The organism is Mucilaginibacter gossypii (assembly GCF_017569325.2).
Classification (GTDB): domain Bacteria; phylum Bacteroidota; class Bacteroidia; order Sphingobacteriales; family Sphingobacteriaceae; genus Mucilaginibacter; species Mucilaginibacter gossypii.
This window is the reverse complement of sequence record NZ_CP071878.2, coordinates 171,373-197,904: the sequence shown is the minus strand read 5'-3', so window position 1 is coordinate 197,904 and position 26,532 is coordinate 171,373. Positions and strand designations below refer to the sequence as shown.

Genomic DNA, 26,532 nt, shown 5'->3' with positions numbered 1-26,532 from the left:
TAAAGCCGCTTGTTAAAAAGGCGGGTAAATGGATGCCGTTTGCTCCAGCGATTCATCGCCTTTCCAAAACACGGTACCGGGATGAAAATGTTTCCATGAGTGCCAGTATTCCTGGTAGGCCTGAATTTTAGCAAGGCGCTGCCCTTTTTGTGTACCGGTTAAGCACAGGCCGTCCCAATCCCAAACCGAAGCGGTTTCTTCGTCGGTGAGCATGCCTTTATCATCCAGTTTAAAGTGAAGGGTTTTACCGCTTACTGATGTATTCCAGGCATGATAGCTGAGGCTGTCCTTTTCAATGCCAATAAGCAGTGAACTTTTGTTCAACTCATCATTCAGCAGGCGTTTGGCGTACATGTGGCGCCAGTCGTAAGCTTTGGCTTTGCCGTTTATGATCACACCAATTACCCAGCTTTTACGCATCAGGGAATCTTTGTTTTTTATAGTGCTGTCACGGTCGATAGCTTGCACACGGTCGTAGTTTTTCAGGTCGGCATAATCTGCGGTGTATAGCCTGTCGGGTTGTAAAATGAGCGTTTCGGGATGTTTCTGTAACCAGGCCGCGAGGGTTAATTGTTCATAAGGCAGCTCGGTTAATTGCTTTCCTTTCAGCTCCCCAACAGCCGCGTTACCGGTAGCCTGGTACCACCAGGTTTTAGTGTTTTCATCTTCAATTATAGCATTGTAGTGCCTTGCCCCCACCAACCTGAAGTTTTGCCTTACACCGTTTATAACCGGACTGTAAACCCTGCCTGTACGGCACATGGTGCAATAGGTAACCAAAACGGGTTTATTGCCTACATCGTCCTGCAGTTTATGATGATAGCCCAGGTAGATGAGCGGATAAGCTTTGGCGACACCGTTGTTTACAACACCTACTACCAGGTAGCTTAACGGCACCCTGTTTTTTAATCCATTGGCAAAAACAGCTTTTGTGGTTTCTTTAAACATGGTTTCTGCCTTATACATATAATCGGTTATGTAAAAGCTGCCTATGCAAAGCACAAAAACAGCGGCTTTAACAGCCTTTTGTTTAAAGGTATTTTTAGCGTAGAATTTAAACAGGTACCAAACAACGAATAGCAAGCCAATCAAGCGCAGCGGCATGATCACCTTTTCAAGATAATAACACAGGGTTATGGCATTCAGATCCTGGCTGCCGGGAAATGGCATGAGCAGGTAAGCATGAACAAGGCCGGGTACCACAAGTAAAATGATACCTATCCAGAATATTTTAGCACTGTTCCATCTCATGCTTATTCAATAAATCCTCAGCATTGGGCTGTTACCTCAATAAGTTTATAATTGGTTTATAATTTCCTAATTTATAAAAATTTACATATTACAAAAAATTATCGTCCAAATAAAAACGATCAGTCATTATTGCTTTTTTCCATTCTCCACGCTTTTAATCTCTTCCTTGCGGTCTTTCTTAAAGTCAAAGCTGTTAAATTCCGGCGTTTGCGGCAGGTCAATGGTATAGCTTGTTAACGTTTCAACTTCAATGGTGATATCATCTGCAAGCAAATCAATAATATGGCCGCCACCGGTTTTATCATCAGATAAAAAATGAAAATGGTAGCCGCTGATATGCGCTCCTTCCATCAGTGCAGGGATCTTAAAACCCATAAGATCGCCTTTGATGTTCTTAAAATCAAAAAAATGTTGCCTGTCAAGCATCGCCGCCAAGGGCAAATAAGGTTTATCAACCGGCGGGAAAGCCCTTGTTTTAACCATACTAAAATTTCCTTTGATGTGGATAGCGTAGATCCCGTTCTGGTTGGTTAAGATACTGTCAAGGTAGCTAAACAGTGCCGACTTGGATAAAGGCTTATTACACTTATATGTTTTTTCGGCATGAAAAAAGCAAACCACAGCATAAGGGGTTTTGCCGGTATCGGCAAGTTGGGTTGTTTTACCCGTTGACTGAGTTTGATAAAGTTTGCCGTTAAACACCATGAGCTCACCATCAAGCCTGCCCGGGGCGCCCAAACCAAAATCGCCATGTTGTTTTAATTGTTTATACGGATAATAGGAATCATACAAGCCGCCAATAAAGCCTGCCGCGTAACCTGCGCTGAATAAATTTTTATCAGTTGTTTTTTGTTGTGCCGATGTTTTAAGGCTTGTAAAGATCATTAAGAGCAAAAAGCATCTCAGGCATAAATTCTTCATGAGGGGAACGTGTTTTTAAAGCAATAAAAGTAGTTCAAAAATCACTCTGGCATCTAACAAAGCCTGTTAAATTTTACTTTGCCTTTACGGGGATAAGAATTACAGGCCTTAAATTTGTTTAAACATTTAAAATAGAAATGATGAAGGTAGAAATATGGTCGGATGTGATGTGCCCGTTTTGTTATATAGGCAAACGCAGGTTCGAGGAAGCACTGGCCGGCTTTGAAGGCAAAGAACAAATTGAGATAGAATGGAAAAGCTTTCAGCTAAACCCCGACCTTAAAACCAACCCCAATATCAGCATTAACCAGTACCTGGCCGATATAAAAGGATGGACGCTTGACCATGCCGAACAGATGAACGACCATGTTACCCAAATGGCAGCGCAGGCCGGCCTTACTTATAACTTCAGCAAATCGGTTGTGGCTAATAGTTTTAATGCGCACAGGTTAGCTCATCTGGCCAAAAAGCATGGATTAGGAGACGCTGCCGAAGAAGCTTTGTTCAGGGCATATTTTACCGAAGGCCGCAATATTGATGATACCGAAACTCTTATTGAAATGGGTACGGCGATTGGCCTGAACGCTGAAGAAATTAAACAAATGCTTGAAAGCGACACCTACGCCGACGAGGTAAAACACGATATTGCCGAAGCTCAATATTTAGGAGTGCGTGGTGTTCCGTTTTTTGTAATGAACCGCAAATATGCCGTATCAGGGGCACAGGAGGTGGCCGTATTTAAAGATACCCTTGCAAAAGCCTTTACCGGCTGGCAGGAAGAAAACCCCAAACCAGCATTTGATACGATCGAAGGCGAATCATGCAGCCCCGATGGCGACTGTAAATAATTGAAAAAATTGTAAACTTTTCTTAACATTATTTGTATCAAATAGTTTTTCTCCTACGTACAAAGAGCTAAAATACTTATATTTAAACCGTTAAAACCATAAACTATCACTCTTTGTATATATGAAAAAAATTTACCGTAAAGTAATTACCCTTCTTTTAATAGCAGCTTCGGTAAGTAGCTGCAAACTTGACCCACCGCTCGGGCCGGATAAAGAAACAAAAGCAATTGCCGTTGTCCCTACCACAGGTACAGGAACTGGGACGGGTACAGGAACCGGGACGGGAACGGGAACGGGTACAGGTACGGGTACGGGTACGGGTACGGGTACCGGCACTGGAACGGGAACGGGAACGGGTACCGGGACGGGCACGGGCACGGGCACGGGAACAGGTACAGGTACAGGTACAGGAACTGGCACAGCTGACGACGGCTCTGATTACCCGGCTACTTCGCAAGGAACCATCTCCTACCAGGTTGATGGAGGTGCCAAGGTTGTAAAGAGCGGCCCTATGCTTACATCTATAGATCAAAGTCCGATATCTACTACCGGAACTACTATGATTTCGTACATCAATGGTAATGGTTCGGATATATTTCAGTTAGGAGCCAATACAGTGGTCGCAGGCACCTATGATCTAATAGATTTGAATGTTAATTTGGGTGCAAATATAGATGCTACTTTTTTCGGTGGCAAAGTTAAGTTTACAACGTTAAATCATTCAAGCGCAAGCAAAGGAAATGCAGTAGGTACTTTCAGGGCCGAGTTTAAAAACCTGAATACCGGTATATCATATGTCGTTGTTGGCTCCTTTAATGTAAAAACTTAACAATATAAAGCAAGATTATAGAAGCGTTCGCTTTCAGTCAATTACAGGCTAAGCGAGCGCTTTTCCGTTTATATAGTGTTTAATTCACGTAAAAGTAAAAAACGATTTAGCTTATTAAAAGTACAATTAATTGCCTTATATTTGTGGCAATTAACCATAGTGTCATTTAGACACTATGGCAATACTAAAACATGAACAATATCCCACAAAAAACAGATACCATTAACAAGTTAACGCTCCGCATTGCCGTGGGTGCTATGTTTTTTATGGCGGGGTTGAGTTTCTCAAGCTGGGCATCACGCATTGCTACTGTTCAGCAAAATTTAGGTTTATCAGACGCCGGTTTGGGTGCCGTGTTATTCGCCCTGCCGGTTGGCCTCATGTGTTCCCTGCCTTTCTCGGGCTGGATCATCACCAAAATAGGCAGTAAAAAACTCGTTATCGCCGCGCTGTTGGTTTACGCTGCTGCATTGGTAAGTTTAGGCCTCGCACAAAATACTTTTCAGCTTATCATCTGCCTGCTTTGTTTCGGCTTTGCAAGCAATTCTGTAAACATTGCGGTAAACACACAGGCAGTAGCTACCGAGCAGCTTTATCAGAGGCCTATTATGGCATTTTTTCATGGCTTGTGGAGCCTGGCCGGTTTTACCGGGGCAGGTATAGGTACGTTCATGATAGCCAACGGCATTATCCCTTTTCATCATTTTTCGTTAATGCTGATCGTGATAGCGATTGGCGTGGCCGTAGCTGCCCGTTACCTGAAAGATGATCAAGTAACCGACTCCGGGCCTGTGTTTGTAATGCCCGATAAATCGCTCATCAAATTAGGTATTATAGCCTTCTGTTCCATGATTTGCGAAGGCGCTATGTTCGACTGGAGCGTGATCTACTTCAAAAAAGTAGTACTGGCCCCCGAGGCGTTGGTTGGCATAGGCTTTACTACATTCATGTTCACCATGGCAGGCGGCCGTTTTGTGGCCGATTGGTTTGCTCACAAATTTGGCTTAAAACGCACCTTACAAGTTAGCGGCTCATTAACCGCAACAGGTTTGCTAATAGCGGTAGCTTTCCCTTATGTTTATACGGCCATGGCCGGTTTTTTACTGGTTGGTGCCGGTGTATCATCTGTAGTGCCTATGGTATACAGCGCTGCCGGCAAATCAAAAACTATGTCGCCGGGCGTTGCACTGGCTGCAGTATCAACTATTGGTTTTATGGGCTTTTTAGTCGGTCCGCCGGTTATCGGTTTTATAGCAGGAATTGCTACCCTCAGGGCCTCTTTTATCCTGATTGCCTGTATGGGAATTTCGGTAGTAGTGGTATCAACAATGGCCAAAATTGATTCGGATAATACCAAAGAGGAATTACCCAACGATACAACAACCGTTGATTTTAGTCCTCCTGTTCCAAATCCGCAGCGGCAGGGTTAAGCAGGTATTCAAACTGCTCGTACCCGTTGTGAAAAATAAACTTCAGCCTTTCCTTCGGTAAATTAATATCCAAGGCCATCAGCGCAAGTGTTTCGGGCAGGTTATCCCTTATTAGTTTAAGGTCTGTAACATGCGGCATCTCCACAAAAATATCATCCCCCTGCGGCTTGATCTCCCAACCATTTAAATGAGCGTTTTTCAATGTACTTATCCATTTTTGCTGATAGTTATTCATAATATCCGGTTTCATTGATAAATGTTTTATGGCCGGGTTTTGTTTTAATCCGATGTAATCGGCAGATCATCTCACCAAAAAATCAAACTTAATCCCTATTTTAGGCATCTATGAAACAAAGCTACCCTATTGATAAAATCACGCAGCCGGTAAGCAAATTCATAAACCAGGAACATACCGGCGGCATAGTGCTTTTTATCAGCGTAATTGTGGCTATCGTATGGGTAAACTCGCCTTTTCAGCTCAGTTACCACCAACTTTGGGACCTCAAACTATCGCTCGGTTTTGATAAATATGTTTTAAACCATCCGCTGCACCTTTGGATCAACGACGGCCTTATGGCTTTATTTTTCTTTGTGATAGGCCTCGAGTTAAAACGCGAGTTTATGGCCGGCGAACTATCCTCTGTAAAAAAAGCTTCACTCCCCATGTTTGCCGCATTGGGCGGAATGCTGGTGCCTGCTTTCCTCTTTTTCCTTTTTAATACAGGTAAGCCATCGGCCCATGGCTGGGGAATTCCGATGGCTACAGATATAGCCTTCGCGCTGGCTTTACTATCTATGGCGGGCAAACATATTCCATCCTCTGTAAAAGTTTTCCTATCAGCATTGGCCGTTGCCGATGACCTTGGCGCGGTATTGGTAATTGCCCTGTTTTACAGCAGTCACATAGCGCTTGTACCACTTACCTTTGGGGTTTGGCTGCTGGTGCTGCTGCTTATTGGCAATAAAATGGGGATCAGGAGTACTGCTTTTTATTTGATCATAGGCTTCGCTGTTTGGATAGCTTTTTTACTTTCGGGCGTCCACGCAACCATCGCGGGTGTGTTGGTGGCTTTTACTATTCCCGCACGTACCCGCATCAGTGAGATCAGTTACACCCAATCTGTAAAGCAATACCTTACCGATTTTGAAAACGAGCAGCCAAACAACAGCACGCTTATAACGTCCGAACAGCACCACATTATTGATAAAATAAAAAAGCTGAGCCTTGACGCCGAAACACCGCTGCAAAAAATTGAACACACCCTTCATCCCTGGGTAGCTTTCGTCATCATGCCGCTTTTCGCTTTAGCCAATGCCGGGATTATAGTTAGCCATGACTTTTTCTCGTCACTGGCCAACCCTGTTAGCATGGGTGTGGCTATAGGCCTGCTTGCCGGCAAGTTTACAGGTGTATTGCTCTTTACCTGGCTTATGGTAAAATTTGGCGCACAATTACCCGCAGGCTCATCCTGGAAACAAATGACAGGTGTGGCCTTGCTTGCAGGCGTAGGTTTTACCATGTCCCTTTTTATATCGGCACTGGCCTTTGATCATGCCGAAATGATTGACCAGGCCAAGTATGGGATCCTGTTAGCGTCTTTGCTGGCCGGGATATCGGGGGTAGCTGTTTTAAGCAAAAAGCCGAAGGCTTAAAGCATAAAGCCAAAATGAATGTATTATCCACCTCCTCTATGAACCATGAACTATCATCCATGAACCGCAAGGCTACTGCTTCCAATTTGGCTTACCATAAATGCCCAGTGGTGTTATGCGGTTTTGGAAAATGGTTTGCGGGCTATTATAAAACTTTATAAAATCACGGGCGCTGGTTTGGCCGGGGTATGGAACGTAATAATGATGATCGTTTCCATTGCGCCATGCCATTACGTAGGATACTTTATGCTTAGCGAGGGTTTGCAGTAATATATCCGTCCACCAGTTGGGCATGGGGATACCTTCATAGCCGGTTTCGGGCAGGCATGCTATTTTATGGTGTTTTATAGCGATGCTATCAACAATGGCAAGGCGTTGATCCAGCTTAGCTTGAAAACGCTCAACGCTTTGCATACAATAATTATCAAAGCCTATAAAATCCGCGTAAGCATCGCCGGGATAGCGTTCCAAAAACTCATCTTCTGATTCAAAATCAGCCGCCGAATATACGATGAGCAAGTTATGCAGCTTCTTTTTATCCCGCAGGTAATCGATAGTAAAACGCCACAGGGCTTTAAATTCATCGGGGGTACAGATGTTTTTGCACCACCAAAACCAATTGCCCGTAAGTTCATGAAATGGCCGGAACAATATCGGGATAGCCTCGCCTTCCGGGCCTTTCATATCAGCTAAATAATTGGCCGCACGATCAAGATACTCAACATATACATTATGAAACGTGCCGCCGGGGATAAGGTCTTTTACGGTATGCTGCGTGGTATCCCAAGCGGTTTTGCCATTGGCCGGGTTATCCATATGCCAGCAAAATGTATTGATGCCGCCGCGCGCATAAACATCTCTAACAAACTGCTTCTGCTGTTCAAAGGCGATTCCGTTAATATCGTGAATGCTGTCGTGCTCAATCCTGGCCAAATCCCAGCCATATAGGGCCGGGTATGATCCGGTAACACTTTTAACGTCTGAGCGGCCCGGTTCATTACGCCATCCCACACCATAAGCCAGGTCATCGTGGTGACCAAATATCCCCCCCACGTTAAGCAGGCGCTGCATACTGTAAAAAAGCTGCCGGGTTTCGGTTGTGGAGTGTTTATCGGCAGGCTCAAACAGTTGCGCCATAGCGGTTGAACTATGGATCAGCAGGTATAAAACAGCAATCCTTCTAAAAAATTTTATCATAATCACTGCCGCTAAGTTAAACCATTTGAAGCCTTGCTTTACGGCTAATTTATCGGGCCTATACGCCTGATAATTTCAATACATGCACGGCTGTTATGATAGGGGCATTTCCAAAGCCCTGCTTTGTCCTCGCCGGGCATAATACTGCCATCGGCTTTGATACCCCAAAACCATTCACCGTTTTGTTTATCCAGTATTTTATCTTTTATAAAAGCCCAGTTTTTAAGGACCAAATGAAAGTATTCATCATTACCGCTAACCTGCCAGGCATTGTAAAAACCTACCATAGCTTCGGCCTGTACCCACCAGTGTTTTTCTTTGATGAGACGACCATTTGCCGGTTCATATTCATACCATAAGCCACCATCTACATCTAAACCCTGTACGGTTGCTTCTGCTATCGCGATGCAAGTGCTGCTGACCTTCTCGATCATTTCCTGATTACCAATAACTTCGGCGGCCTCCAGTAAAAGCCAGGTGGCTTCAATATCGTGCCCGTACGATATGGTTTCTGACCGTCGGTTCCAATCCTCATCAAAAAACAGCACGAGGTGCCTGGTTCCAGCATCAATAAAATGATCAAAAAAATTATTGATCAGGGTTTCAATCTGCTGTTTAAGTCCGCCATCGGGCCAGATGCGGTACAGGTTGGTATAAGCTTCCAGTACGTGCAGATGGGTGTTCATGGTCTTTTTCTCGTTGGCATCCTTAGCGCTTAGCCTAAGATCGCCGAGCGGCTGCCAATCGCGCGTGAAAGCTTCGAGATAACCCGTTTTATCCTTGTCGTAGCTTTTATTGATCAAAAGATGATAGAGGCCGATGGCTTCCTGCTTTACCCTTTCTGATTTCGAAGCTATATAATATTCACTCAGCGCGTAAATGGTAAAGGCATTGGCATATACCTGTTTTTTAGTATCCGGCATATCGCCTTTGTAATCTACCGACCAATACACGCCGCCAAACTCATCATCAACAAAATGAGCTTTGATATAATCATAGGCCCGCTTAGCTGCCTGTAAATAAACTTCATCAGGATTTTGATTATAAGCAGCGGAGAAACTCCACAGGATGCGCGCGTTTAAGACCGAACCTTTGGGGGCACCGGGAGTAACCTGGTTATCATTGTTGATCTTGCCCCAAAAACCACCGTTTACTCCATCTACAGTATAATTAAGCCAATAGTTGAGGATATTTTTCAGCTCACCTGTTAGCTCATTGCTGAAGATAGCAAGCTGATGATTTGAAACAGTATTTGATAGTTGAAGCATGTTTAAATCTCTGTTCAGGCGCCGGCTCCCTGTAATTGGCCTAAAGCTTTATTTTTATCGATAATATTGTACACTGCCTGTACCGATGAGGCCGAACGCAAACCATCGGCCGGTGTGTTCATGGCATAGTCTATCAGTTTATCAATTGTAGTTGTGGCTACATGCATGCGGGTATCTGAGGACGCATAATAAACATAAACCGATCCGTTATTATCGGCTATCCAGCCATTACAGAACACTACATTTGATACATCGCCAATACGCTCCTCACCAACCGGGGCCAAAAAATAACCTGCTGGTTGGTAAAGTACTTTAGTAAGGTCATGAAGGTCGGTCATAAACATGTACAACACATAACGTAAACCAGCAGCTGTATTGCGTACGCCATGCGCCAGGTGCAGCCAGCCTTTTTCCGTTTTGATTGGCGCCGGGCCCTGGCCATTCTTGGCTTCGTAAACGGTATGGTAGCTTTTATTGTGAATGATAGTTTCATGGTCAACAACCGCGTTCTCCATAGTATCGCACAAGCCAAAACCTATTCCACCGCCGGTCCCTGCACTGATAAAACCATCCTGCGGACGGGTATACAAGGCATACTTACCATCAACAAACTCGGGGTGTAACACCACGTTGCGCTGCTGGGGCGAGTTGGTTTTCAGATCGGGCAGGCGCTCCCATTTTACCATGTCCCTGGTACGCGCAATACCGCAGGCCGCTATCGCCATCGACTGATCATATGACGGAGCTTCGGGGTCACGGCGTTCGGTACAAAACAGGCCATAGATCCAGCCATCTTCATGGCGGGTAAGGCGCATATCGTACACATTGGTATCGGGCTCATCGGTTTGGGGCAGTTCAACCGGGTAATCCCAAAATTTAAAACCATTAATCCCATCAGCACTTTCGGCCACAGCGAAAAATGATTTCCGATCGGCGCCTTCAACCCTCGCTACCATCAGGTATTTGCCGTTAAACTTTATAGCGCCGGCATTAAAAACGGCGTTAATACCAAAACGTTCCATTAAGTGAGGGTTGGTTTTAGCATCAAGATCATACCGCCACTCAAGCGGGGTATGGGCGGCAGTAAGCACAGGATATTTAAACCGGCAAAAAATACCGTTGCCTGTTTCCTCAACCTGGTTTTGCCGGTTAATCAATTGAGCTTGTTCGGCCTGTAGTTGAACGAGCCTTTGGTTAAATTCCTGCGTCATATAGTTTTCTATCAATAGTCCTTTAATTTATTCCACCATGTTTTTTTCAGTATGGCAATAGTAACCACCAGTATGGCTATGGTAACTATGAGCGATGCTTTTTGTGCCAGTATCAGGTACATGGGCAGTATGGTAAGGCAGCATTGCGTAATAGTGCCTATAACCACGTTGAACATGTTTAGCTTAAAGTTTTTGTTGGGCACAAATGATGGATCTTTCTCCATTACCAAAGCCTTGACAGGCCCCCAAAAGCCCCATGGCCTTACGGTGGTATAAAATGACCGCAACACGGTCATATCCGTTGGCGCTGTAGCGTACGAGCCGACAACCGAGCCCCCCAGCGAGATGGCAAACAGTACCGGGAACCAGTACAACAGTTGGACCGAAGGGATAATAAGCGAGAATATCATGGCTGACAAAATCCCCGAAAGCATGCCGTAAAAAAAACCGTTGGCATTAAAGCGCCACCAATGCCATTTAAGTACATTACTGGCTATATAACCGCCATAAAGTGCCGATACTATCCATTGCAGCACACTATTCACATCCTTTACAAAAAAGCCCAGTATCACGCCCACCGCTACCACGAAAACGCCTACGAGGTAGTTGGCGGTGATGATTTTTTTGGTAGATGCCCTTGGGTTGATGTATTTGAGGTAAATATCATTCACAATATAAGCCTGCGCCGCGTTCATGGTACCGCTGAAGGTGCTCATGAAAGCCCCAAGCAAACCAGCCAGCAGCAAGCCAACCAAACCAACGGGCAAAAAGTTGTTGATCACGGCCGGCAGGATGCGTTCAAAATCAATAGCCCCTTTGGCGTCTTTCAAATCCATTTGGTGATAAAAAAGTACGCCCAGGATAGTTAAACTCACAATAAGCGAATAACGGATAGGCAACAGGATGATATTTACAAAGCCGCTCATTTTGCTGGCCTCTTCGGGCGAACGGGTGGAGAGGATCTTTTGCATATCATAATTAGGCGCGGGCCCGGCCACTGCCGCGAAGAAGCCTTTAAAAGTCATCATCATAAAAAACAGGCCGAACAGCGAATAGCCATCTTCTTTGATCTTATTATTTACCTCGTTGATGATCCCCGTCCAGCTGAGGCTAAGATTTTTACCAAAAAAAGGGCTATACCAGCCATCGGGCACATTGAGGTGGTTGCCGCTGAGTTTGCCTGCAGCTATGAAACTGATCCACACGCAGGCTACGGTCATAATGCCGTACTTGATCATATCGCCCAGTACAATACTATGCATGCCGCCTATGATAGAATAAAACATGGCGAATAGCGTAAATATGATCCCGTACATATGCGGTACATACTGAGGCGCCACGTGGAAGGGCACGTAAGCTTTAACCAGGTCCCAGGGAATAAATATTTCAATGAACTTACCCAAACCAATAAACCCATAAGCCAGGAAGCCAAAACAGCTCAAAAGCGCGAAAGCGATAACCACCACATTTGAACCTGTTACTCCCGGCCCGGTTTTACCGAAACGGGTTGCCAGCCATTCGGCCCCGGTAGCGGCGTTTGACCGGCGCAGCCAGCGCGACAGGTACATCATCAAAAACACCTGGTTAAATACCGGCCATAGCCAGGGGATCCAGATACTTTTCATGCCATAAACAAAGCACAGACTTACCATCCACATGGTGCCGCTGATGTCGAACATATCGGAGGCATCGCTTAAACCCAGTTTATACCAGGGTAAAGATTTGCCGCCCAGCATGTAGCTTTCCTTATTTTCGCGAGCTTTTTTACGGTACCATAAACCAATAAAAATGGTGCTCAGCAGGTATAAAACTATAATGGCAACATCAAGTAAGTGTAACTTCATCTTGTCTGAATCAGAATTTACAGAATTTTTGAATTAACAGAATTAAAATAATCCAGTACATAAAGGCTGATAGGGCGGCGTTCAAGCATTCTGAAAATTCTTAAATTTTGGAAATTCTGATCCTAACGGTCATTACTCAAAAATGAATTTATTATCAGCAACTTTATAATACTTTTTTAACCTTATATTTAACTTTATCGATAGGCTGATACATTTTTAACCAGCCATAAAGCCAAATAAATACCAGTTAAATAAATACGCGGTTTCCGGTATAGGTTTCCCTGAATTCTTTGGGAATACACATTTTTTTACGCTTAAAGATCCTGTTGAAATTGGAGATATTGTTAAAGCCGCATTTATAGGCAATTTCGGCTACCGTGGTTGTAGAGTCAATAAGCATCCTGGAAGCATGCCCAAGCCTGATCTCGTTCAAACTGTCAATAAAGGTTTTGCCCGTGCGCTTTTTGATAAACCTGCTAAATGAAGCTTCGGGCATATTGGCAATTTTAGCCACTTCGGCAAGGGTGATTTGCTTGTTATAGTTAATATTCATGTGCTCAAACACTTTTTCGATGCGGCGGCTGTTGTAGTAAAACTTCTCATTTGTAAAGCTTGGATCCGACAGCATTTTCATATTGCGGGAAATTGACAGGTCATGAAGAATGGACAGGAGCTCTAATACGGAGTCAAAACCGCTCTTTTTATCCAATTGCATAATCCTGTCTTTAAGCGCGTAAATGGTTTCCGATGCGAAAGAAATCCCCCTTTGCGAGCGCTCGAGCATGCTTTTTACAAAACTTAACTGATTTCGCTTCAGAAACTTTTCATCAAACAGATCCTTATGAAACTGGATGGTAACTTCAGTTATATCTTCGCTTTGACATTGGTGCGTAAACCATGCATGGTATAAGTTTGGGCCTATCAGCGCCAGCTCTACTTCTTCAATAACCTCAATATGGCCACCTACTACCCTTTTGGCCCCTTTGGCGTTGATAATTAAATTAAGCTCGTATTCGTCATGATAATGAAGCGGAAAGTCAAATTTCTTTTTTACCCTCGAAAAAATAGTAAAACAATCACTTGGCGTTAGCGGAGTTATCTCCCGCATTACATTACTTGTAGTCATAAAATCCCACTAAAATAAGTTTACTAATTAATGATACTAATTTAACACTTTTATACTTTCAAAATGTCAATTAAACAATTAATTATTAATTTTCGTTACCTCATTGCGTATTAGGCCCCCTTACAGCACTGTAACCAATTAAAATGTGCCTGTAGGGTTTAACGTTAGTTGTTTGGCAAAATCACAGTTAACCTCACTATCTGATAATTTGCTGTTAATATCAAGCCGTGAAAACTCAAATGAATTTGGCATCGCGTTTTAAAATGCCCGGCAATACAGTATAATACAAGGCAACTTATCAAAATTTTACACTTCATTAACTAATATTTTAGGGGCTGTACTGCGCTATATAAATTTTAACTTTTAGGTTTGCAGACAAATTGGTTTAAACATTTAACCCAAACGGTCAAAGGTTTATTTAGCCGTAATTTAATCTGTCATTAATACTGTATTGATAATTTGCCGGCAGAGATTTGGCCGGCCTTTTGCTACAGCATTTTATAATTGATTTAGCATCAAATGTACTTTTAATGCACGGGCAAGATGTAATACTTTTTTTTCATTATTTAGTTTTAAATTACCAAAAACGTTTAAATTACTACTGTAAACACTCAAAATAAAGCATCGACACCTAATACTTTTATGTCATTTTATCAATTAAACAAACTCTTTTTAAAACCATTTAAAAAGTTGCCCAAAGTATCTTAGTGAAATAAAACACGGCACAGCAAACAAACACCTGCGGGTTTTGTAGAGTTACCATACGCATATACAAGTACATTTTTAATGGACAATACGCAAAGCATAACCAGGCATACAAACAAAAGATTCGTGAAGCTTAAACAAAGCCTGAGCGACTTTTTTTTAACGCTTTATCGCATAAACCAGTTTATCATCCGCTTTTTTAAAGAAGCTTTTGTACCGCCTTTTGAACTTAAGGAAGTTATACGCCAGTGTTATGAAGTAGGTGTACGTTCATTTACACTGATATCGGTTACGGGGTTCATTGTCGGGGTGATATTTACCAAGCAATCAAGGCCTTCATTATCACAGTTTGGCGCCGAATCGTGGTTGCCTTCGCTGGTATCCATAGCCATTATGCGTGCGCTTGCCCCATTAGTTACCGCGCTGATAGCGTCCGGAAAAGTAGGCTCAAGCATTGGCGCCGAGCTGGGGTCCATGCGCGTTACCGAGCAGATAGACGCGATGGAAGTATCGGGCACCAAACCATTTAAATACCTGGTATGTACCCGCGTACTGGCTACCACGCTTACTATTCCAATTTTATCAACCTATACAGGCTTTGTGGCTTTATTTGGTGGGTATTTAAATGTAACCATGAACGAAGGCACCACCTGGACAACTTTTATACAGGAAGTTTTTGAGCCGCTAACCTTTACCGATTTTGTGGCATCGCTTATAAAATCAATTGTATTTGGCTTTACCATTGGCATTGTGGGCTGCTACCAGGGCTATAACTCAAATAAAGGAACCGAAGGCGTAGGTAAAGCAGCAAACGGCGCGGTAATTACCGCTATGTTCCTGGTGTTTATTGAAGAAGTTATTATTGTACAAATAACCGGCTGGTTCCGCTAATTTATGGAAGTATGAAAAAGGCAGCAGTACAAACAGATCATAATAACCCGGTTATCAGCATCAGGGGCTTAAAAAAAGCGTTCCAGGATTATGCCGTACTCCGCGGTATCGACCTTGACCTTTACCAGGGCGAAAACCTTGTGGTGCTTGGCCGATCAGGTACAGGTAAGTCGGTACTGATTAAGATCATATCGGGTCTGCTTAAACCCGATGAGGGAATGGTAAAAGTATTTGGCCAGGATATCGCTCATATTACCGAAGATGACTTACAGAAATTACGCATCCGTATCGGCTTTTCGTTTCAGAACAGCGCTTTGTACGATAGTATGACCGTGCGTAAAAACCTGGAATTCCCGTTGGTGCGTAACAAACGTAACCTTACCCGCGGGGAGATCAATACCGCAGTTGAAACGGTGCTTGACGCGGTTGGACTTTCGCAAACCATCAACCAGATGCCATCCGAACTTTCGGGCGGGCAGCGTAAGCGTATCGGCATTGCCCGCACGCTGATCCTGAACCCCGAGGTTATGCTGTATGATGAACCCACCGCCGGCCTTGACCCCATCACCTGTATCGAAATCAATGACCTGATTAACGAGGTGCAGCAGCGTTACAATACATCATCCATCATCATAACACATGACCTTACCTGCGCCAAGCAAACCGGCGACAGGATAGCCATGCTCTTAGACGGGCAGTTTCAGCGCACCGGCACTTTCGACGAGGTGTTTAACACCACCGATAGCCGGGTGAAACCATTTTACGATTACAACTTTATTGAATAACAACAATTAGACAAGATATACCATTATCATGGATCCAGCAGAAAACAGAAAATCGATCATAGTAGGCATATTCCTGGCACTTGGGCTCGTATTGTTCATATTAGGGGTATTTACACTGGGCGGCCAGCAAAAAGCCTTTGTTAAAAATATAAAACTAAGCGCCAGATTTACCGACGTTGCCGGTTTAAAGAAAGGGAACGCCATTTGGTTTTCGGGCGTTAAAGTAGGCACTATCAGTGCTATCAAATTCATTGGCCCATCAGAGGTTGAGGTTTATATGAATGTTGACGAGGCTACGCAGCAATATATCCGTCGTAACGCAAAGGCCAAAATAGGATCAGATGGTTTAATAGGTAATAAGCTTATTGTAATAGAAGGCGGTACCCCGCAGGCCCCGGTAATTGAAGATGGCGACGTACTGCAATCCGAAAAAATGCTCTCGACCGATGATATGCTTAAAACCCTGCAGGACAATAACCAAAACCTGTTAGCCATCACCAACGATTTTAAATCATTAAGCCACAACATATTGCAAGGCAAAGGCACTGTAGGCGCTTTATTGGCCGACAGTACCATGGCCATACAACTACGTGGCGCTATGCGTAACCTGCAGGCCACCACCCAAAGCGCGGCTTTAATGGCTGTACAGCTTAATAAGTTTAGCCAAAAAATTAATACCAAAGGCGGTCTTGCCGATAAAATGCTTACGGACACAGCTACCTTTGCCCAAATTAAACAGGCGGTAGGCCAACTGCAGCAAACCGCTGCAAATGCTTCAACGCTTACTAACAACCTTACCAAAGCAAGCAATAAGCTTAATAGCACAGATAATGCGCTGGGAGTATTGTTAAACGATCAAAAAGCAGCAGTACAAACACAATCGGCCATTAATAACCTGCAGGCAGCATCTATCAAATTAAATGATGACCTGGAAGCCGTTCAGCATAACTTTTTCCTGAGAGGTTTTTTCAAGAAGAAAGAAAAAGCAAAAGCTGATAGTTTGAAAGGAAAATAGTAAGCCCCCTCTAAACGGCGTAGCCCTCATGAGCACTAAAAACAAATAATTGCGAATAATCTTCCATGCCGTTGTTGGTGTTGTCACCAACAACTTTTTTGCCTGTTTTGTCTCTTATAATCACGAAATCACCATTTGCTATGCACGTAGTAATTGAGCGGCGCGGAGTTGTTGGTGACAACACCAACAACGGCGAAAAATGAACCACTGAACTAATGAACAAGTGAACCAGCAAAAAAAATGCGTTCCGTATCTCACCCCGGAACGCAATCTCGACAACATCTCAAAGCTATCGATCAACTAAACCAGGTTAAATCTCAGCCTGTACTTTAATATACACGCATATCGTGCCATTGTTTTAAATAATTAAAAATCAGATATTTAAATAGAATTAAACTTTTTAAAACGTCCGATTTTGTACATCTGATGTCCTCTTTTAGATCAGATAATTTTATTTACACCCGGAATCTTCACCAGCATCATCGATAACAGGAAACTACCGGATACAGCCAACGGCGCAACAATCAACAATTTATAACCCGGATCCATTGGCCAGCCTATGGCGGCCACAGAAAGCGAGATGAGCACCAAGGGATGAAAAATATATACGCCGAATGCTGCACGCGACATAGTTTTTCCAACGGTTGATTGCCCTGTCCACCGGTGTTTTGAAATAATTAACAAAGCCGCCATAATAAAAACACCCGTAAACTGTTCCCAGCAGGCGTACATTAACGATTGCCAGTACCCCTGCCCGCATAGTTCTTCAATAGAGCTGTTCGTACTTTCTTTTATAAAATAAATTATAGGGAATAATACCACAATCATGAAAGCAACCAACCATCCAAACAGTCGCCCTGTTTTAAGTTCAAAACCCTGCAGCCAGTTATTTCGTGATGCCATTATCCCCATCCAAAACATAGCAATATATTGCGGAAAATGGCCCAACTGAAAGCCGACTGGCTTAAGCACCCATCCTATCGGGAAAAATATTCTCGCGGCATAAGATGCTATACCTAATACAGCTGCAAATAATATAATTGCCAGGGCTGAAGGAACTTTCTTCAACTGGTGCCGTTTACTTTTTTTCAATGAACTAAACAGCACAAAAACTAAACTGAACAATAATAAGGCAGCTACGAACCAAAGCACCCCAAAATCTATCCAACCATCAAAACCGCTCAGGTATTGTAAATAAGTAATTTGATGTCCTTTTGCAAAACGATAAACAATATAGCTCAACACCGGCGACAGGATAAAGGAATAAAATAACAGCGGGATACCTAAGCGCTTTAACCTATCTGTAGTAAACTGTGCTGCCCCTTTCTTTTGAAATGATGATGCCGTAAAATAGGCCGAAATAAAAAAGAAAAATCCCATAAAAAAGGATTGGTTTACAGACACAAAAAGGGTCATGGGTATAATTGCACCAACATGTGTGGTTTTATCGGTAAAATACCAACCGCCGGATGCGCCGTAAGTAATAAAAGTATGATGCAGCACCACCAAAATTGTGAGTGCAATTTTTAAATTATCAATATAAAGCAGCTTTGATGTAGTTGTAGACTTAACATTATTATCAATTGTTGAGGTTTGGGTTAATTGCATAAGCTGGCTTGTGTCTGTTTTCGAAGGATAAGACACCATAAATTTCTGCATGTTACACCCAGGGCGCTATCGTAGCAAATTATTATACAATAAAATACAACATACAGGAGTGTGAATATGATATCCTACTTCACAAATTTTACGCAATTTACTTTAATTCGTAACATAATTTTTATACATTTCGTTAAATAATAGAAATATACTATTTTAATTGACACCCTAATTTGAATAAGCGGTTACAAACATCTGCACCCATGGGCCAGAGCAAATCGGCAGCCGTACTTAACCTGTACAACAGTTATTCAGCAAAGCTTTTAGGATACATTTATGAGGTTGTGCAAAATAAGCCGATAGCTGAACAGTACCTTTCAGCTGTTTTTAACGATGTACCAAACGAGCTTGAGGAATTTTCAAAAAGCGGAACAAGCGCCTTTTGTCGTTTGCAAATCATGGCGCGCGAAAAATTGGTCCACTTTTTTGAGGCGTTAGAAAATGATACCGATAAAAGAGCCTGGGAAAATTTACCTTGGGTCAATAACCGGTATGTAACTTTAATGACCCCCTTTCAACAGCAGGTTTTTTGCTATATTCATTACCAATGCAAATCGGCAGGAAGCATTGCTATAGAACTGAATAAAACAGAAGAAGAAATCAGAAAAACGTTAAAAGAATGTTTTACCATTATCAGGAACGGGAGGAACAATGAAAGAGTACATTGATAGTGGCATACTTGAAGTTTTTGTAATGGGCGCAGCTACCGACGAGGAAGTAAGGGAGCTAATGTACATGAAGGCCAAGCATCCGGAAGTGGAGGAAGCCCTGAAGCAACTGGAAACTGACATGGAAAAACTTGCAGGTGAAATGGCTATTGCACCGCCTCCGCATATGTGGGAAAAGATAGAAGATGAGATAGATGGCCTTATCCACCAGGGAAATCCGGCACAACCAATTAAATTCCGCACTTCAGACGATGGCCGTAATAAGCATAAAAAAACACCTCCCGAAGATCAGTTCATCCCGATTGAATCGGAATCGAACCATATGCGCCTGCATAAATCGTGGCGCTGGGTCTTTGCTGCTGTGTTTGTGTTAGGGAAGATCTTTTTAGGCTTCGCGATATATTTTTACCTTGAAAACCGCCAAACCAGGCAACAATTACAGGAGTTAAAAACCGAGATCAGGGAATTGAAGAAAAGATAGAGGTTGGTGGTTGGAAATTAGAGGTTAGATTTATTTAAAAAAACATTTGAGGTATCCCGAGGGATGCCTTTTTTGTTGTTTATTAAACCACCACCTCTTAACTTTAACTTATGGAAAACGACTATCTAACCAGTGTAAAAAAGCAGTTTGCTTATTACAAATCCCTCGGCGAAAAAACGTTTGAACAGCTTACCGACGAACAATTATATTGGCAATACAACCCCGAATCAAACAGCATTGCCATGATCGTGAAGCACATGTCAGGCAATATGATTTCCCGATGGACTGATATTTTTACTACTGATGGCGAAAAACCCACCCGTAACCGGGAAGCTGAATTTACCCCTTCTACCCCCACCCGCCAAACAATTACCGAAACCTGGGAACAGGGATGGCAATGCCTTTTTGATACGCTTGATAAACTAACCGCCGACGATCTCGGTAAGATCGTCTATATCCGCAACCAGGGCCATACGGTTATGGAAGCCATTAACCGGCAGCTGGCCCATTACCCTTACCACGTTGGCCAGATCGTTTTTTTAGGTAAGATGCTTTGCAATGAAAACTGGCATTCGCTATCTATCCCCAGGGGGCAATCTGAAAATTACAATGCAGATAAATTTGCTCAGGAAAAGCGAAAGGTTCATTTTACGGATGAGAAATAGCTTATTCAACCCATGAATTAAAAACACGTTCTCTGGGCTGTTAAAACGATATTTTTGAATGTAGAGACGCATAATTGCGTCTCCTGCTTGCCATTTACGCTACCTGATACGCTTTTGAAATCGGCCTGTCCTCTGAGAGACGCAATTATGCGTTTCTACAAAATTCATTTTTAAACAATTCCCGGCATCTCACGCTTGAAATCGCAGCTTTAAACATTTTCCAAATAAATTTCCGCAACCAATTAATTGCATTTATATTTGCAATCAAACGGTTGCAAAAAAAAGATTTTATGAGAAGAGACGTATTTCAGGCCATTGCCGATCCCACCCGCAGGGCCATCATTAGTTTGCTTGCTTTGCAGGCTATGACACCCAATGCCATTGCCGAACATTTTCAAAGCAGCCGGCAAGCTGTATCCAAGCATATCCAAATCCTGAGCGAATGCCAGCTGGTTAATCAAAAACAAACCGGCCGCGAAATTTATTATCATTTTAACGCTCAAAAAATGAAAGAAGTGGATGTTTGGATGGACCAGTTCCGCGCCCTGTGGGAAACCCGTTTTAGCCAGTTAGATAACGTGTTACAAAACCTAAAAAACAAACAGTCATGACAAACAACGAAGCAGTATTCACCAAAGACCTGCAAAACAAAAGGCTTAATGTGGTAAGAACTTTTGACGCGCCACTCAATTTAGTATGGCAGGCATGGACCGAAAGTGAAATTCTTGACCAGTGGTGGGCACCAAAACCTTATCGCACCGAAACAAAAACCATGGATTTTAGGGAAGGCGGCTACTGGTTATACCAGATGGTTGGCCCGGAGCATACTGAACATCCAACATGGTGCAAGGAAGAGTATAAAACCATCGTAGTTCCGCAAAAAATTGCCAATGCTGTTTCCTTTTGTGATGAAAATGCTGTAACCAATACCAATTTCCCTGTCATGAACTGGGAGAAGAACTTTACAGGCGAGGGTGAGCATACTACCGTTAACATCGATATCTATTTTGACAAAGTGGAAGATATGCAAACCATTGTTGGTATGGGCTTCCAGGAAGGCTTCACTGCCGGCTTAAGCAACCTTGATCATTACCTGAGTACAGCTTTCAGAATCAGGAAAGATCTGAAACCGGGCAATGCTGCAAGGGTTACCACTTATTTAAATTTCCCCGGAAACACTGAAGAGGCTTTAACCTTTTACAAAGAGGTTTTTAAGGGTGAGTTTACAGGTAAAAAACTCACGCGGTTCAGCGATATAGAGTTACCGGCTGAGGTCCGGATGAACGAAGCTGATAAAAAATTGATCATCCACGGCGAACTTACCATTATGGGAGGCCACGTACTGATGGCTACCGACGCGCCGGAGAGTATGGGCTTTAAACTGCAGACCGGCAATAATATGCACATCAACGTTGAACCCGAAAGCCGCGAAGAAACCGAGCGCCTGTTCAACGAACTTTCGGTTGGTGGTGTGGTTACTATGCCATTGAGCGATATGTTCTTTGGGGCATACTTCGCGGAGCTTACGGATAAATACGGTATTAACTGGATGCTGACTTATCAGAATGTCTGAACCGGGATTTGGGGGGATTTTTGGATTAGTGGGATTTTAATTGCGATTTTAATATAGCTTAACGTCCCATCAGGGTCTCTCGCAGAGGACCCTGATGCATACACCATTCAGGTCCGCTGTTCAATCCACTTGCGCTCGTTTGCAACCTACCGTGTACCCATATCTTTTTATTAAAGAAAATGTCATTTCGAACGAGCCAGCGCAGGGAAAAGCTGGGCGCGAGGAGAAATCTTATACGCCATACATAGCGAGTTTGTTGCTTGTAGAAGATTTCTCCTCACCTCCAGCGCACCATCCCGCCCAGGGTTCGTTCGAAATGACAACTACTTTTGTTTAATCAGAAGGTTTGATAAGATATGGGTACACGGTAGGTTAAAAACGGGCGCTTAACGTGGCTTAGCGATTGCATCGCAACTCGCATTACAAATGCGGAACCATATTAAGCACTCATCACAAATGAGCGCAAGTTCATCGGCAAATCATCAAATAAAAAAATCCGAAATCCCAACTCCCAATTCCGAAATCAAAATCCTATCTTTGCCCATGCAAGAAAAAATCCTCATTCTTGACTTTGGTTCGCAATTCACCCAACTTATAGCGCGCCGTGTCAGGGAGCTCAATATTTATTGTGAGATCCACCCCTTCAATCATTATCCCGAAATTGACAGCACTGTAAAAGGTATCATCCTTTCCGGCAGCCCTTATTCTGTAAGACAGGAAGATGCTCCTCACTTCGAGTTTGAAAAATTCCACACCACACGTCCTATTTTAGGTGTATGCTATGGCGCTCAATACGTTGCCCATTTCCACGGCGGCGAAGTATTGCCATCAAGTACCCGTGAATATGGTCGCGCCAATTTGGAATATATCAAAAAGGAGAATCCATTATTTAAGGATGTTCCCGGTGGCTCACAGGTGTGGATGTCGCACGGCGATACCATTGCTACCATTGGCGATAACTTTGAGGTAATTGCAAGTACCGATAGCGTTAAAGTTGCCGCTTACCAGGTAACCGGAACCCAAACTTACGGCATCCAATTTCACCCGGAAGTTACCCACAGTATTGACGGTAAACAATTGCTGCAAAACTTTTTAGTTGACATTTGCGGATGCAAACAGGACTGGACACCTGACTCGTTTATCGAAACCACAGTTGCCGCTCTTCGCGAAAAACTGGGCGATGATAAAGTAGTACTTGGTTTATCAGGCGGTGTTGATTCGTCGGTTGCGGCAGTATTGCTGCACCATGCTATCGGCAAAAACCTGCATTGTATATTTGTAGATAACGGCCTTTTGCGTAAGGATGAGTTTGAGCAGGTGCTTGATTCATACCAGCACATGGGCTTAAACATAAAAGGCATCGATGCCAAACAACGTTTTTATGACGCGCTTGCGGGCTTAACCGATCCTGAAAAGAAACGTAAAGCTATCGGCCGCGTGTTTATCGAGGTATTTGATGATGCCGCTCATGAGGTACAGGATGTGAAATGGCTTGGCCAGGGCACTATTTATCCTGATGTTATCGAGTCGGTATCAGTAAAAGGTCCTTCAGCTACCATCAAGTCGCACCACAACGTTGGTGGTCTGCCTGATTTTATGAAACTTAAAGTAGTTGAACCGCTTAACACTTTGTTTAAAGATGAGGTAAGGAAAGTAGGTAAAGCTTTAGGGATCGATCCTAATATTTTAGGTCGGCACCCTTTCCCGGGCCCAGGCCTGGCTATCAGGATTTTGGGAGACATCACACCCGAAAAAGTGGCGATACTACAGGAAGCTGATGCAATTTATATAAACAATTTACGTGCTGCCGGGGTTTACGATAAAGTTTGGCAGGCCGGCGCTATATTTTTACCGGTACAGTCGGTAGGCGTAATGGGCGATGAGCGTACTTACGAAAACGTAATTTGCCTACGTGCAGTTGAATCGGTTGACGGGATGACCGCCGACTGGTGCCATTTACCGTACGACTTGCTGGCCAAGATCAGCAACGAGATCATCAACAACGTAAAAGGAATTAACCGGGTAGTATATGATATCAGTTCAAAACCACCGGCCACTATTGAGTGGGAATAAGTGGTTACCGTTTTTTTGCATAGCCTTGCTGCTGGCCGCGTGTTCACCCAAAACGCGGCCGGTAGCAACTACCGTAAAAAAACCGACTGATACCGAAAAAAAGCCCGATAATACCGCCGAAAAACCGATCAAAGCTCCGGAGCAAAAGGTGGCTACTATAGCCATGATCCTGCCTTTGAATCTTGAGCATTTAAATCCGGCTCAAAAATATAGCCCTATACAATTAAGCCAGGCCAATATCGCTGTTGAATATTACCAGGGATTTAAGCTCGCCCTCGATTCGCTTACTGCTTACGGAAATAATTATAGGCTACAAATCTTTGACTCGAAAGACGAAGCCATGCAGGCACATGACCTGGCTTTAAACGCGTTTATACGTTCAAGCGATTTGATAGTGGGCCCGGTTTTCCCGGATGGCGTAAAATCCTTCTCCGGCGCATTGTCGTATTCAAAGGGACCAATTTTATCTCCTTTATCGCCTGCCAATCCAAGCACAATTAAAAGCAAAAATTTAATCACTGCTATTCCTCCGCTTGAATATCACGCATGGGGCGCTGCCGAATACATTAACAGAACGGTTAAACCTAAAAAAATCTTCATTCTGCGTTCGGGCTTTAACCAGGAAAGTGATTACGCTATTAACTTTAAAAAGGCTATTGACAGCTTAAGTAAAAAGAAGGTAAAGGTCACCAACGTATATGTTATACGGGGCAAACTGAGTAGCCTGCTGCCGCAGCTATCAAAAACCGAAAAAAATGTGTTTGTGATCCCTGCAACCGATCAGGCATTTTTAGGTGTAACCCTCCGATCGTTAGATACATTGAACAAACACTATCCGGTTATGGTGTTTGGGCACCCGAGCTGGGAGAAGTTCAGTTTCCTGAAACCGCAACTTTTACAACGTTTGAATACGCATATTACCTCTACCGAAAAAATAAATTACAAAGCGGGGGCTACAATAACATTTTTACGTAACTATAGGCGTGCTTATCACGTTGAACCGACCGAATACGCCATTAAGGGTTTTGATGAAGGATTGTATTTTGGAAAGCTACTCTTTACGGATAAAGGCATGCAATCCATAGAAGGAACGGATTTTACAGGTTTGCATAATGGCTTCCATTTTGTCAAAAAGCCGGGGCTGGGCTGGATCAACACCCACGTAAATATATTAATGTACACTAACTTTGAGCTAAAACAGGTAGAATGAAGGCTATAAATCAGCTTAAAACGTTTCAGCGAATTTTGGGTGAATACCCTGCCGATACGCCACTAAGTAAATTTTTACCCGGCTTTTACCGGCAAAACAAACAAATGGGCTCAACCGACAGGCGGGTTGCCAACCGGTTAGTATACAATTACTTTCGCCTGGGCAGGGCATTGCCTGATGTTTCTGAAGATGAGCGGCTGCTGGTTGCCGAATTTTTATGCAATACCCAAACCAACTCTTACCTGCAACACTTCAAACCAGAGTGGGCTGTATGTGTTGGTTTTAGTGACGATGATAAACTGGCCCTTGTAAAAACCGCCTACCCTGATTTTAAACTGGCAGATGTTTTCCCATGGAGCAGCCAGCTTTCAGAAGGAATTGATAAAGAAGCTTTTCTGAAATCATTTTTTTGCCAGCCCGATCTGTTTATCCGCGTGCGCAACGGTTATGATCATTTGGTAAAAGCCGAACTAACCAAAGCCCAGGTTGTATTTAAAGACGAAGGTAATGGCTGTTATTCGCTGCCAAACGGTACGCGCCTCGAAACCATATTTCCTAAACAACACTGGTTTGAGGTGCAGGATTATTCATCGCAGCAAACAGGGAATTATTTTAAGCCTCAGCGCTGGGATAGCTGGTGGGATGCATGCGCGGCGTCGGGCGGTAAATCGCTATTACTGCATGAGGATGAGCCTAATATTAAACTGGTTGTATCCGATATCCGCGAATCTATCCTGGCCAACCTTGATGAGCGCTTTCAATTGGCCGGATTAACCAAATACCAGAAAAAAGCACTCGATCTTACCCAAAACATTGATTCAGTGATGCATGACTACGCTTTCGACGGGATCATCCTGGATGCCCCCTGCAGTGGCTCGGGCACCTGGGGACGTACACCCGAAATGATAGCCCAGTTTGATGTGCATAAGATTGAGTTTTTCCAAAAACTACAAAAAAGCATTGCCCAAAACGTGGTTAAATATCTTAAACCCGGCAAGCCACTCATCTATATCACCTGCTCGGCCTTTAAAGGAGAGAATGAAGACGTGGTTGAGTATTTAGTGAATGAGCTTGGTTTAAAACTAGAAGAGAAAGCAGTATTAAAAGGCTATGAGCGTAAAGCAGATACCATGTTTGTGGCGAGATTAAGCCCCTCTCCAATCGTTTAATAAAAAAATATGTCATTGCGAGCATAGCGCGGCAATCTCGTCGCGTTAATGACCATCATG

24 protein-coding genes are annotated in these 26,532 nt (G+C 43.4%); 15 read left to right on the top strand and 9 right to left on the bottom strand.

Going from position 1 to position 26,532, the window contains the following annotated elements; all coding sequences use genetic code 11:
• Positions 1-12: 12 nt before the first annotated feature.
• Together J3L18_RS00975 and budA are read right to left on the bottom strand one after the other, a co-directional pair.
• Positions 13-1,251, bottom strand: coding sequence for a DUF3179 domain-containing (seleno)protein (locus J3L18_RS00975; RefSeq protein ID WP_090528340.1), 1,239 nt, complete (start codon positions 1,249-1,251; stop codon positions 13-15).
• A 126-nt stretch (positions 1,252-1,377) separates the two neighbouring features.
• Complete coding sequence (gene budA / locus J3L18_RS00970; RefSeq protein ID WP_129571423.1) at positions 1,378-2,172, bottom strand: acetolactate decarboxylase; 795 nt, start codon at positions 2,170-2,172, stop codon at positions 1,378-1,380.
• Positions 2,173-2,309: 137 nt separating this feature from the next.
• Here budA and J3L18_RS00965 point away from each other — a divergent pair, with 137 nt between their 5' ends.
• The 3 genes from J3L18_RS00965 (at position 2,310) to J3L18_RS00955 (ending at position 5,279) form a co-directional block, all read left to right on the top strand.
• Positions 2,310-3,020 carry a DsbA family oxidoreductase gene (locus J3L18_RS00965; protein WP_223266280.1) on the top strand — a complete coding sequence of 237 codons (711 nt, stop codon included), beginning with the start codon at positions 2,310-2,312 and terminating at the stop codon, positions 3,018-3,020.
• A 121-nt stretch (positions 3,021-3,141) separates the two neighbouring features.
• On the top strand, positions 3,142-3,849 hold the full coding sequence (locus J3L18_RS00960; protein ID WP_189549451.1) for a hypothetical protein: 708 nt from the start codon (positions 3,142-3,144) through the stop codon (positions 3,847-3,849).
• Between the two features lie 191 nt (positions 3,850-4,040).
• The gene (locus J3L18_RS00955; protein ID WP_129571424.1) at positions 4,041-5,279 is read left to right on the top strand and encodes an MFS transporter; all 1,239 of its coding nucleotides are present in this window, start codon (positions 4,041-4,043) and stop codon (positions 5,277-5,279) included.
• On the opposite strand, the gene J3L18_RS00950 is transcribed toward J3L18_RS00955, so the two are convergent.
• The gene (locus J3L18_RS00950) at positions 5,242-5,529 is read right to left on the bottom strand and encodes a hypothetical protein (protein WP_091166797.1); all 288 of its coding nucleotides are present in this window, start codon (positions 5,527-5,529) and stop codon (positions 5,242-5,244) included. The genes J3L18_RS00955 and J3L18_RS00950 overlap by 38 nt on opposite strands.
• A gap of 95 nt (positions 5,530-5,624) precedes the next feature.
• Here J3L18_RS00950 and nhaA point away from each other — a divergent pair, with 95 nt between their 5' ends.
• Positions 5,625-6,932 (top strand): Na+/H+ antiporter NhaA, encoded by a 1,308-nt coding sequence (gene nhaA, locus J3L18_RS00945; protein ID WP_129571425.1) that lies wholly within the window; start codon positions 5,625-5,627, stop codon positions 6,930-6,932.
• Between the two features lie 72 nt (positions 6,933-7,004).
• Here the strand turns inward: nhaA and J3L18_RS00940 are convergent, their stop codons facing one another.
• From J3L18_RS00940 to J3L18_RS00920, 5 genes are all read right to left on the bottom strand, one after another.
• Entirely contained in the window at positions 7,005-8,129 is a 1,125-nt protein-coding gene (locus J3L18_RS00940; protein WP_129571426.1) for a glycoside hydrolase family 26 protein, read from the bottom strand.
• A 44-nt stretch (positions 8,130-8,173) separates the two neighbouring features.
• A complete protein-coding gene (locus tag J3L18_RS00935; protein ID WP_129571427.1) occupies positions 8,174-9,397 on the bottom strand; it encodes an AGE family epimerase/isomerase in 1,224 nt (407 codons plus the stop codon).
• A gap of 14 nt (positions 9,398-9,411) precedes the next feature.
• Positions 9,412-10,608, bottom strand: a complete 1,197-nt coding sequence (locus J3L18_RS00930; protein ID WP_129571428.1) for a glycoside hydrolase family 130 protein — start codon at positions 10,606-10,608, stop codon at positions 9,412-9,414.
• Positions 10,609-10,619: 11 nt separating this feature from the next.
• Entirely contained in the window at positions 10,620-12,452 is a 1,833-nt protein-coding gene (locus J3L18_RS00925; protein ID WP_129571429.1) for a sodium:solute symporter family protein, read from the bottom strand.
• A 247-nt stretch (positions 12,453-12,699) separates the two neighbouring features.
• Positions 12,700-13,578: an AraC family transcriptional regulator gene (locus tag J3L18_RS00920; protein ID WP_112653587.1), complete on the bottom strand. Its 879-nt coding sequence runs from the start codon at positions 13,576-13,578 to the stop codon at positions 12,700-12,702.
• 831 nt (positions 13,579-14,409) lie between these two features.
• Here J3L18_RS00920 and J3L18_RS00915 point away from each other — a divergent pair.
• Genes J3L18_RS00915 through J3L18_RS00905 form a run of 3 tightly spaced genes read left to right on the top strand, consistent with a single transcriptional unit; the run spans position 14,410 to position 16,974 of the window.
• A complete protein-coding gene (locus J3L18_RS00915; RefSeq protein ID WP_223266281.1) occupies positions 14,410-15,174 on the top strand; it encodes an MlaE family ABC transporter permease in 765 nt (254 codons plus the stop codon).
• 11 nt (positions 15,175-15,185) lie between these two features.
• Positions 15,186-15,959, top strand: coding sequence for an ABC transporter ATP-binding protein (locus J3L18_RS00910; RefSeq protein ID WP_091166784.1), 774 nt, complete (start codon positions 15,186-15,188; stop codon positions 15,957-15,959).
• 28 nt (positions 15,960-15,987) lie between these two features.
• Entirely contained in the window at positions 15,988-16,974 is a 987-nt protein-coding gene (locus tag J3L18_RS00905; RefSeq protein ID WP_129571430.1) for an MlaD family protein, read from the top strand.
• Between the two features lie 441 nt (positions 16,975-17,415).
• On the opposite strand, the gene J3L18_RS00900 is transcribed toward J3L18_RS00905, so the two are convergent.
• Entirely contained in the window at positions 17,416-18,582 is a 1,167-nt protein-coding gene (locus tag J3L18_RS00900; protein WP_189549453.1) for an acyltransferase family protein, read from the bottom strand.
• A 254-nt stretch (positions 18,583-18,836) separates the two neighbouring features.
• On the opposite strand from J3L18_RS00900, the gene J3L18_RS00895 reads away from it, so the two are divergent.
• From J3L18_RS00895 to J3L18_RS00860, 8 genes are all read left to right on the top strand, one after another.
• Positions 18,837-19,301, top strand: a complete 465-nt coding sequence (locus tag J3L18_RS00895; protein ID WP_129571432.1) for a hypothetical protein — start codon at positions 18,837-18,839, stop codon at positions 19,299-19,301.
• The gene (locus J3L18_RS00890; RefSeq protein ID WP_129571433.1) at positions 19,285-19,782 is read left to right on the top strand and encodes a hypothetical protein; all 498 of its coding nucleotides are present in this window, start codon (positions 19,285-19,287) and stop codon (positions 19,780-19,782) included. Before J3L18_RS00895 ends, J3L18_RS00890 begins: the two co-directional genes overlap by 17 nt.
• Before the next feature lie 110 nt (positions 19,783-19,892).
• Positions 19,893-20,447: a DUF1572 domain-containing protein gene (locus tag J3L18_RS00885; RefSeq protein WP_091166776.1), complete on the top strand. Its 555-nt coding sequence runs from the start codon at positions 19,893-19,895 to the stop codon at positions 20,445-20,447.
• 290 nt (positions 20,448-20,737) lie between these two features.
• Positions 20,738-21,058 (top strand): ArsR/SmtB family transcription factor, encoded by a 321-nt coding sequence (locus J3L18_RS00880; RefSeq protein WP_090528388.1) that lies wholly within the window; start codon positions 20,738-20,740, stop codon positions 21,056-21,058.
• Positions 21,055-22,020, top strand: a complete 966-nt coding sequence (locus J3L18_RS00875) for an SRPBCC domain-containing protein (RefSeq protein WP_129571434.1) — start codon at positions 21,055-21,057, stop codon at positions 22,018-22,020. Before J3L18_RS00880 ends, J3L18_RS00875 begins: the two co-directional genes overlap by 4 nt.
• A gap of 543 nt (positions 22,021-22,563) precedes the next feature.
• A complete protein-coding gene (guaA, locus tag J3L18_RS00870) occupies positions 22,564-24,093 on the top strand; it encodes a glutamine-hydrolyzing GMP synthase (protein ID WP_091166967.1) in 1,530 nt (509 codons plus the stop codon).
• On the top strand, positions 24,050-25,303 hold the full coding sequence (locus J3L18_RS00865) for an ABC transporter substrate-binding protein (protein WP_129571435.1): 1,254 nt from the start codon (positions 24,050-24,052) through the stop codon (positions 25,301-25,303). The genes guaA and J3L18_RS00865 overlap by 44 nt, the downstream gene beginning before the upstream one ends.
• A complete protein-coding gene (locus J3L18_RS00860) occupies positions 25,300-26,472 on the top strand; it encodes an RsmB/NOP family class I SAM-dependent RNA methyltransferase (RefSeq protein ID WP_129571436.1) in 1,173 nt (390 codons plus the stop codon). Before J3L18_RS00865 ends, J3L18_RS00860 begins: the two co-directional genes overlap by 4 nt.
• The last annotated feature ends 60 nt before the right edge of the window (positions 26,473-26,532 follow it).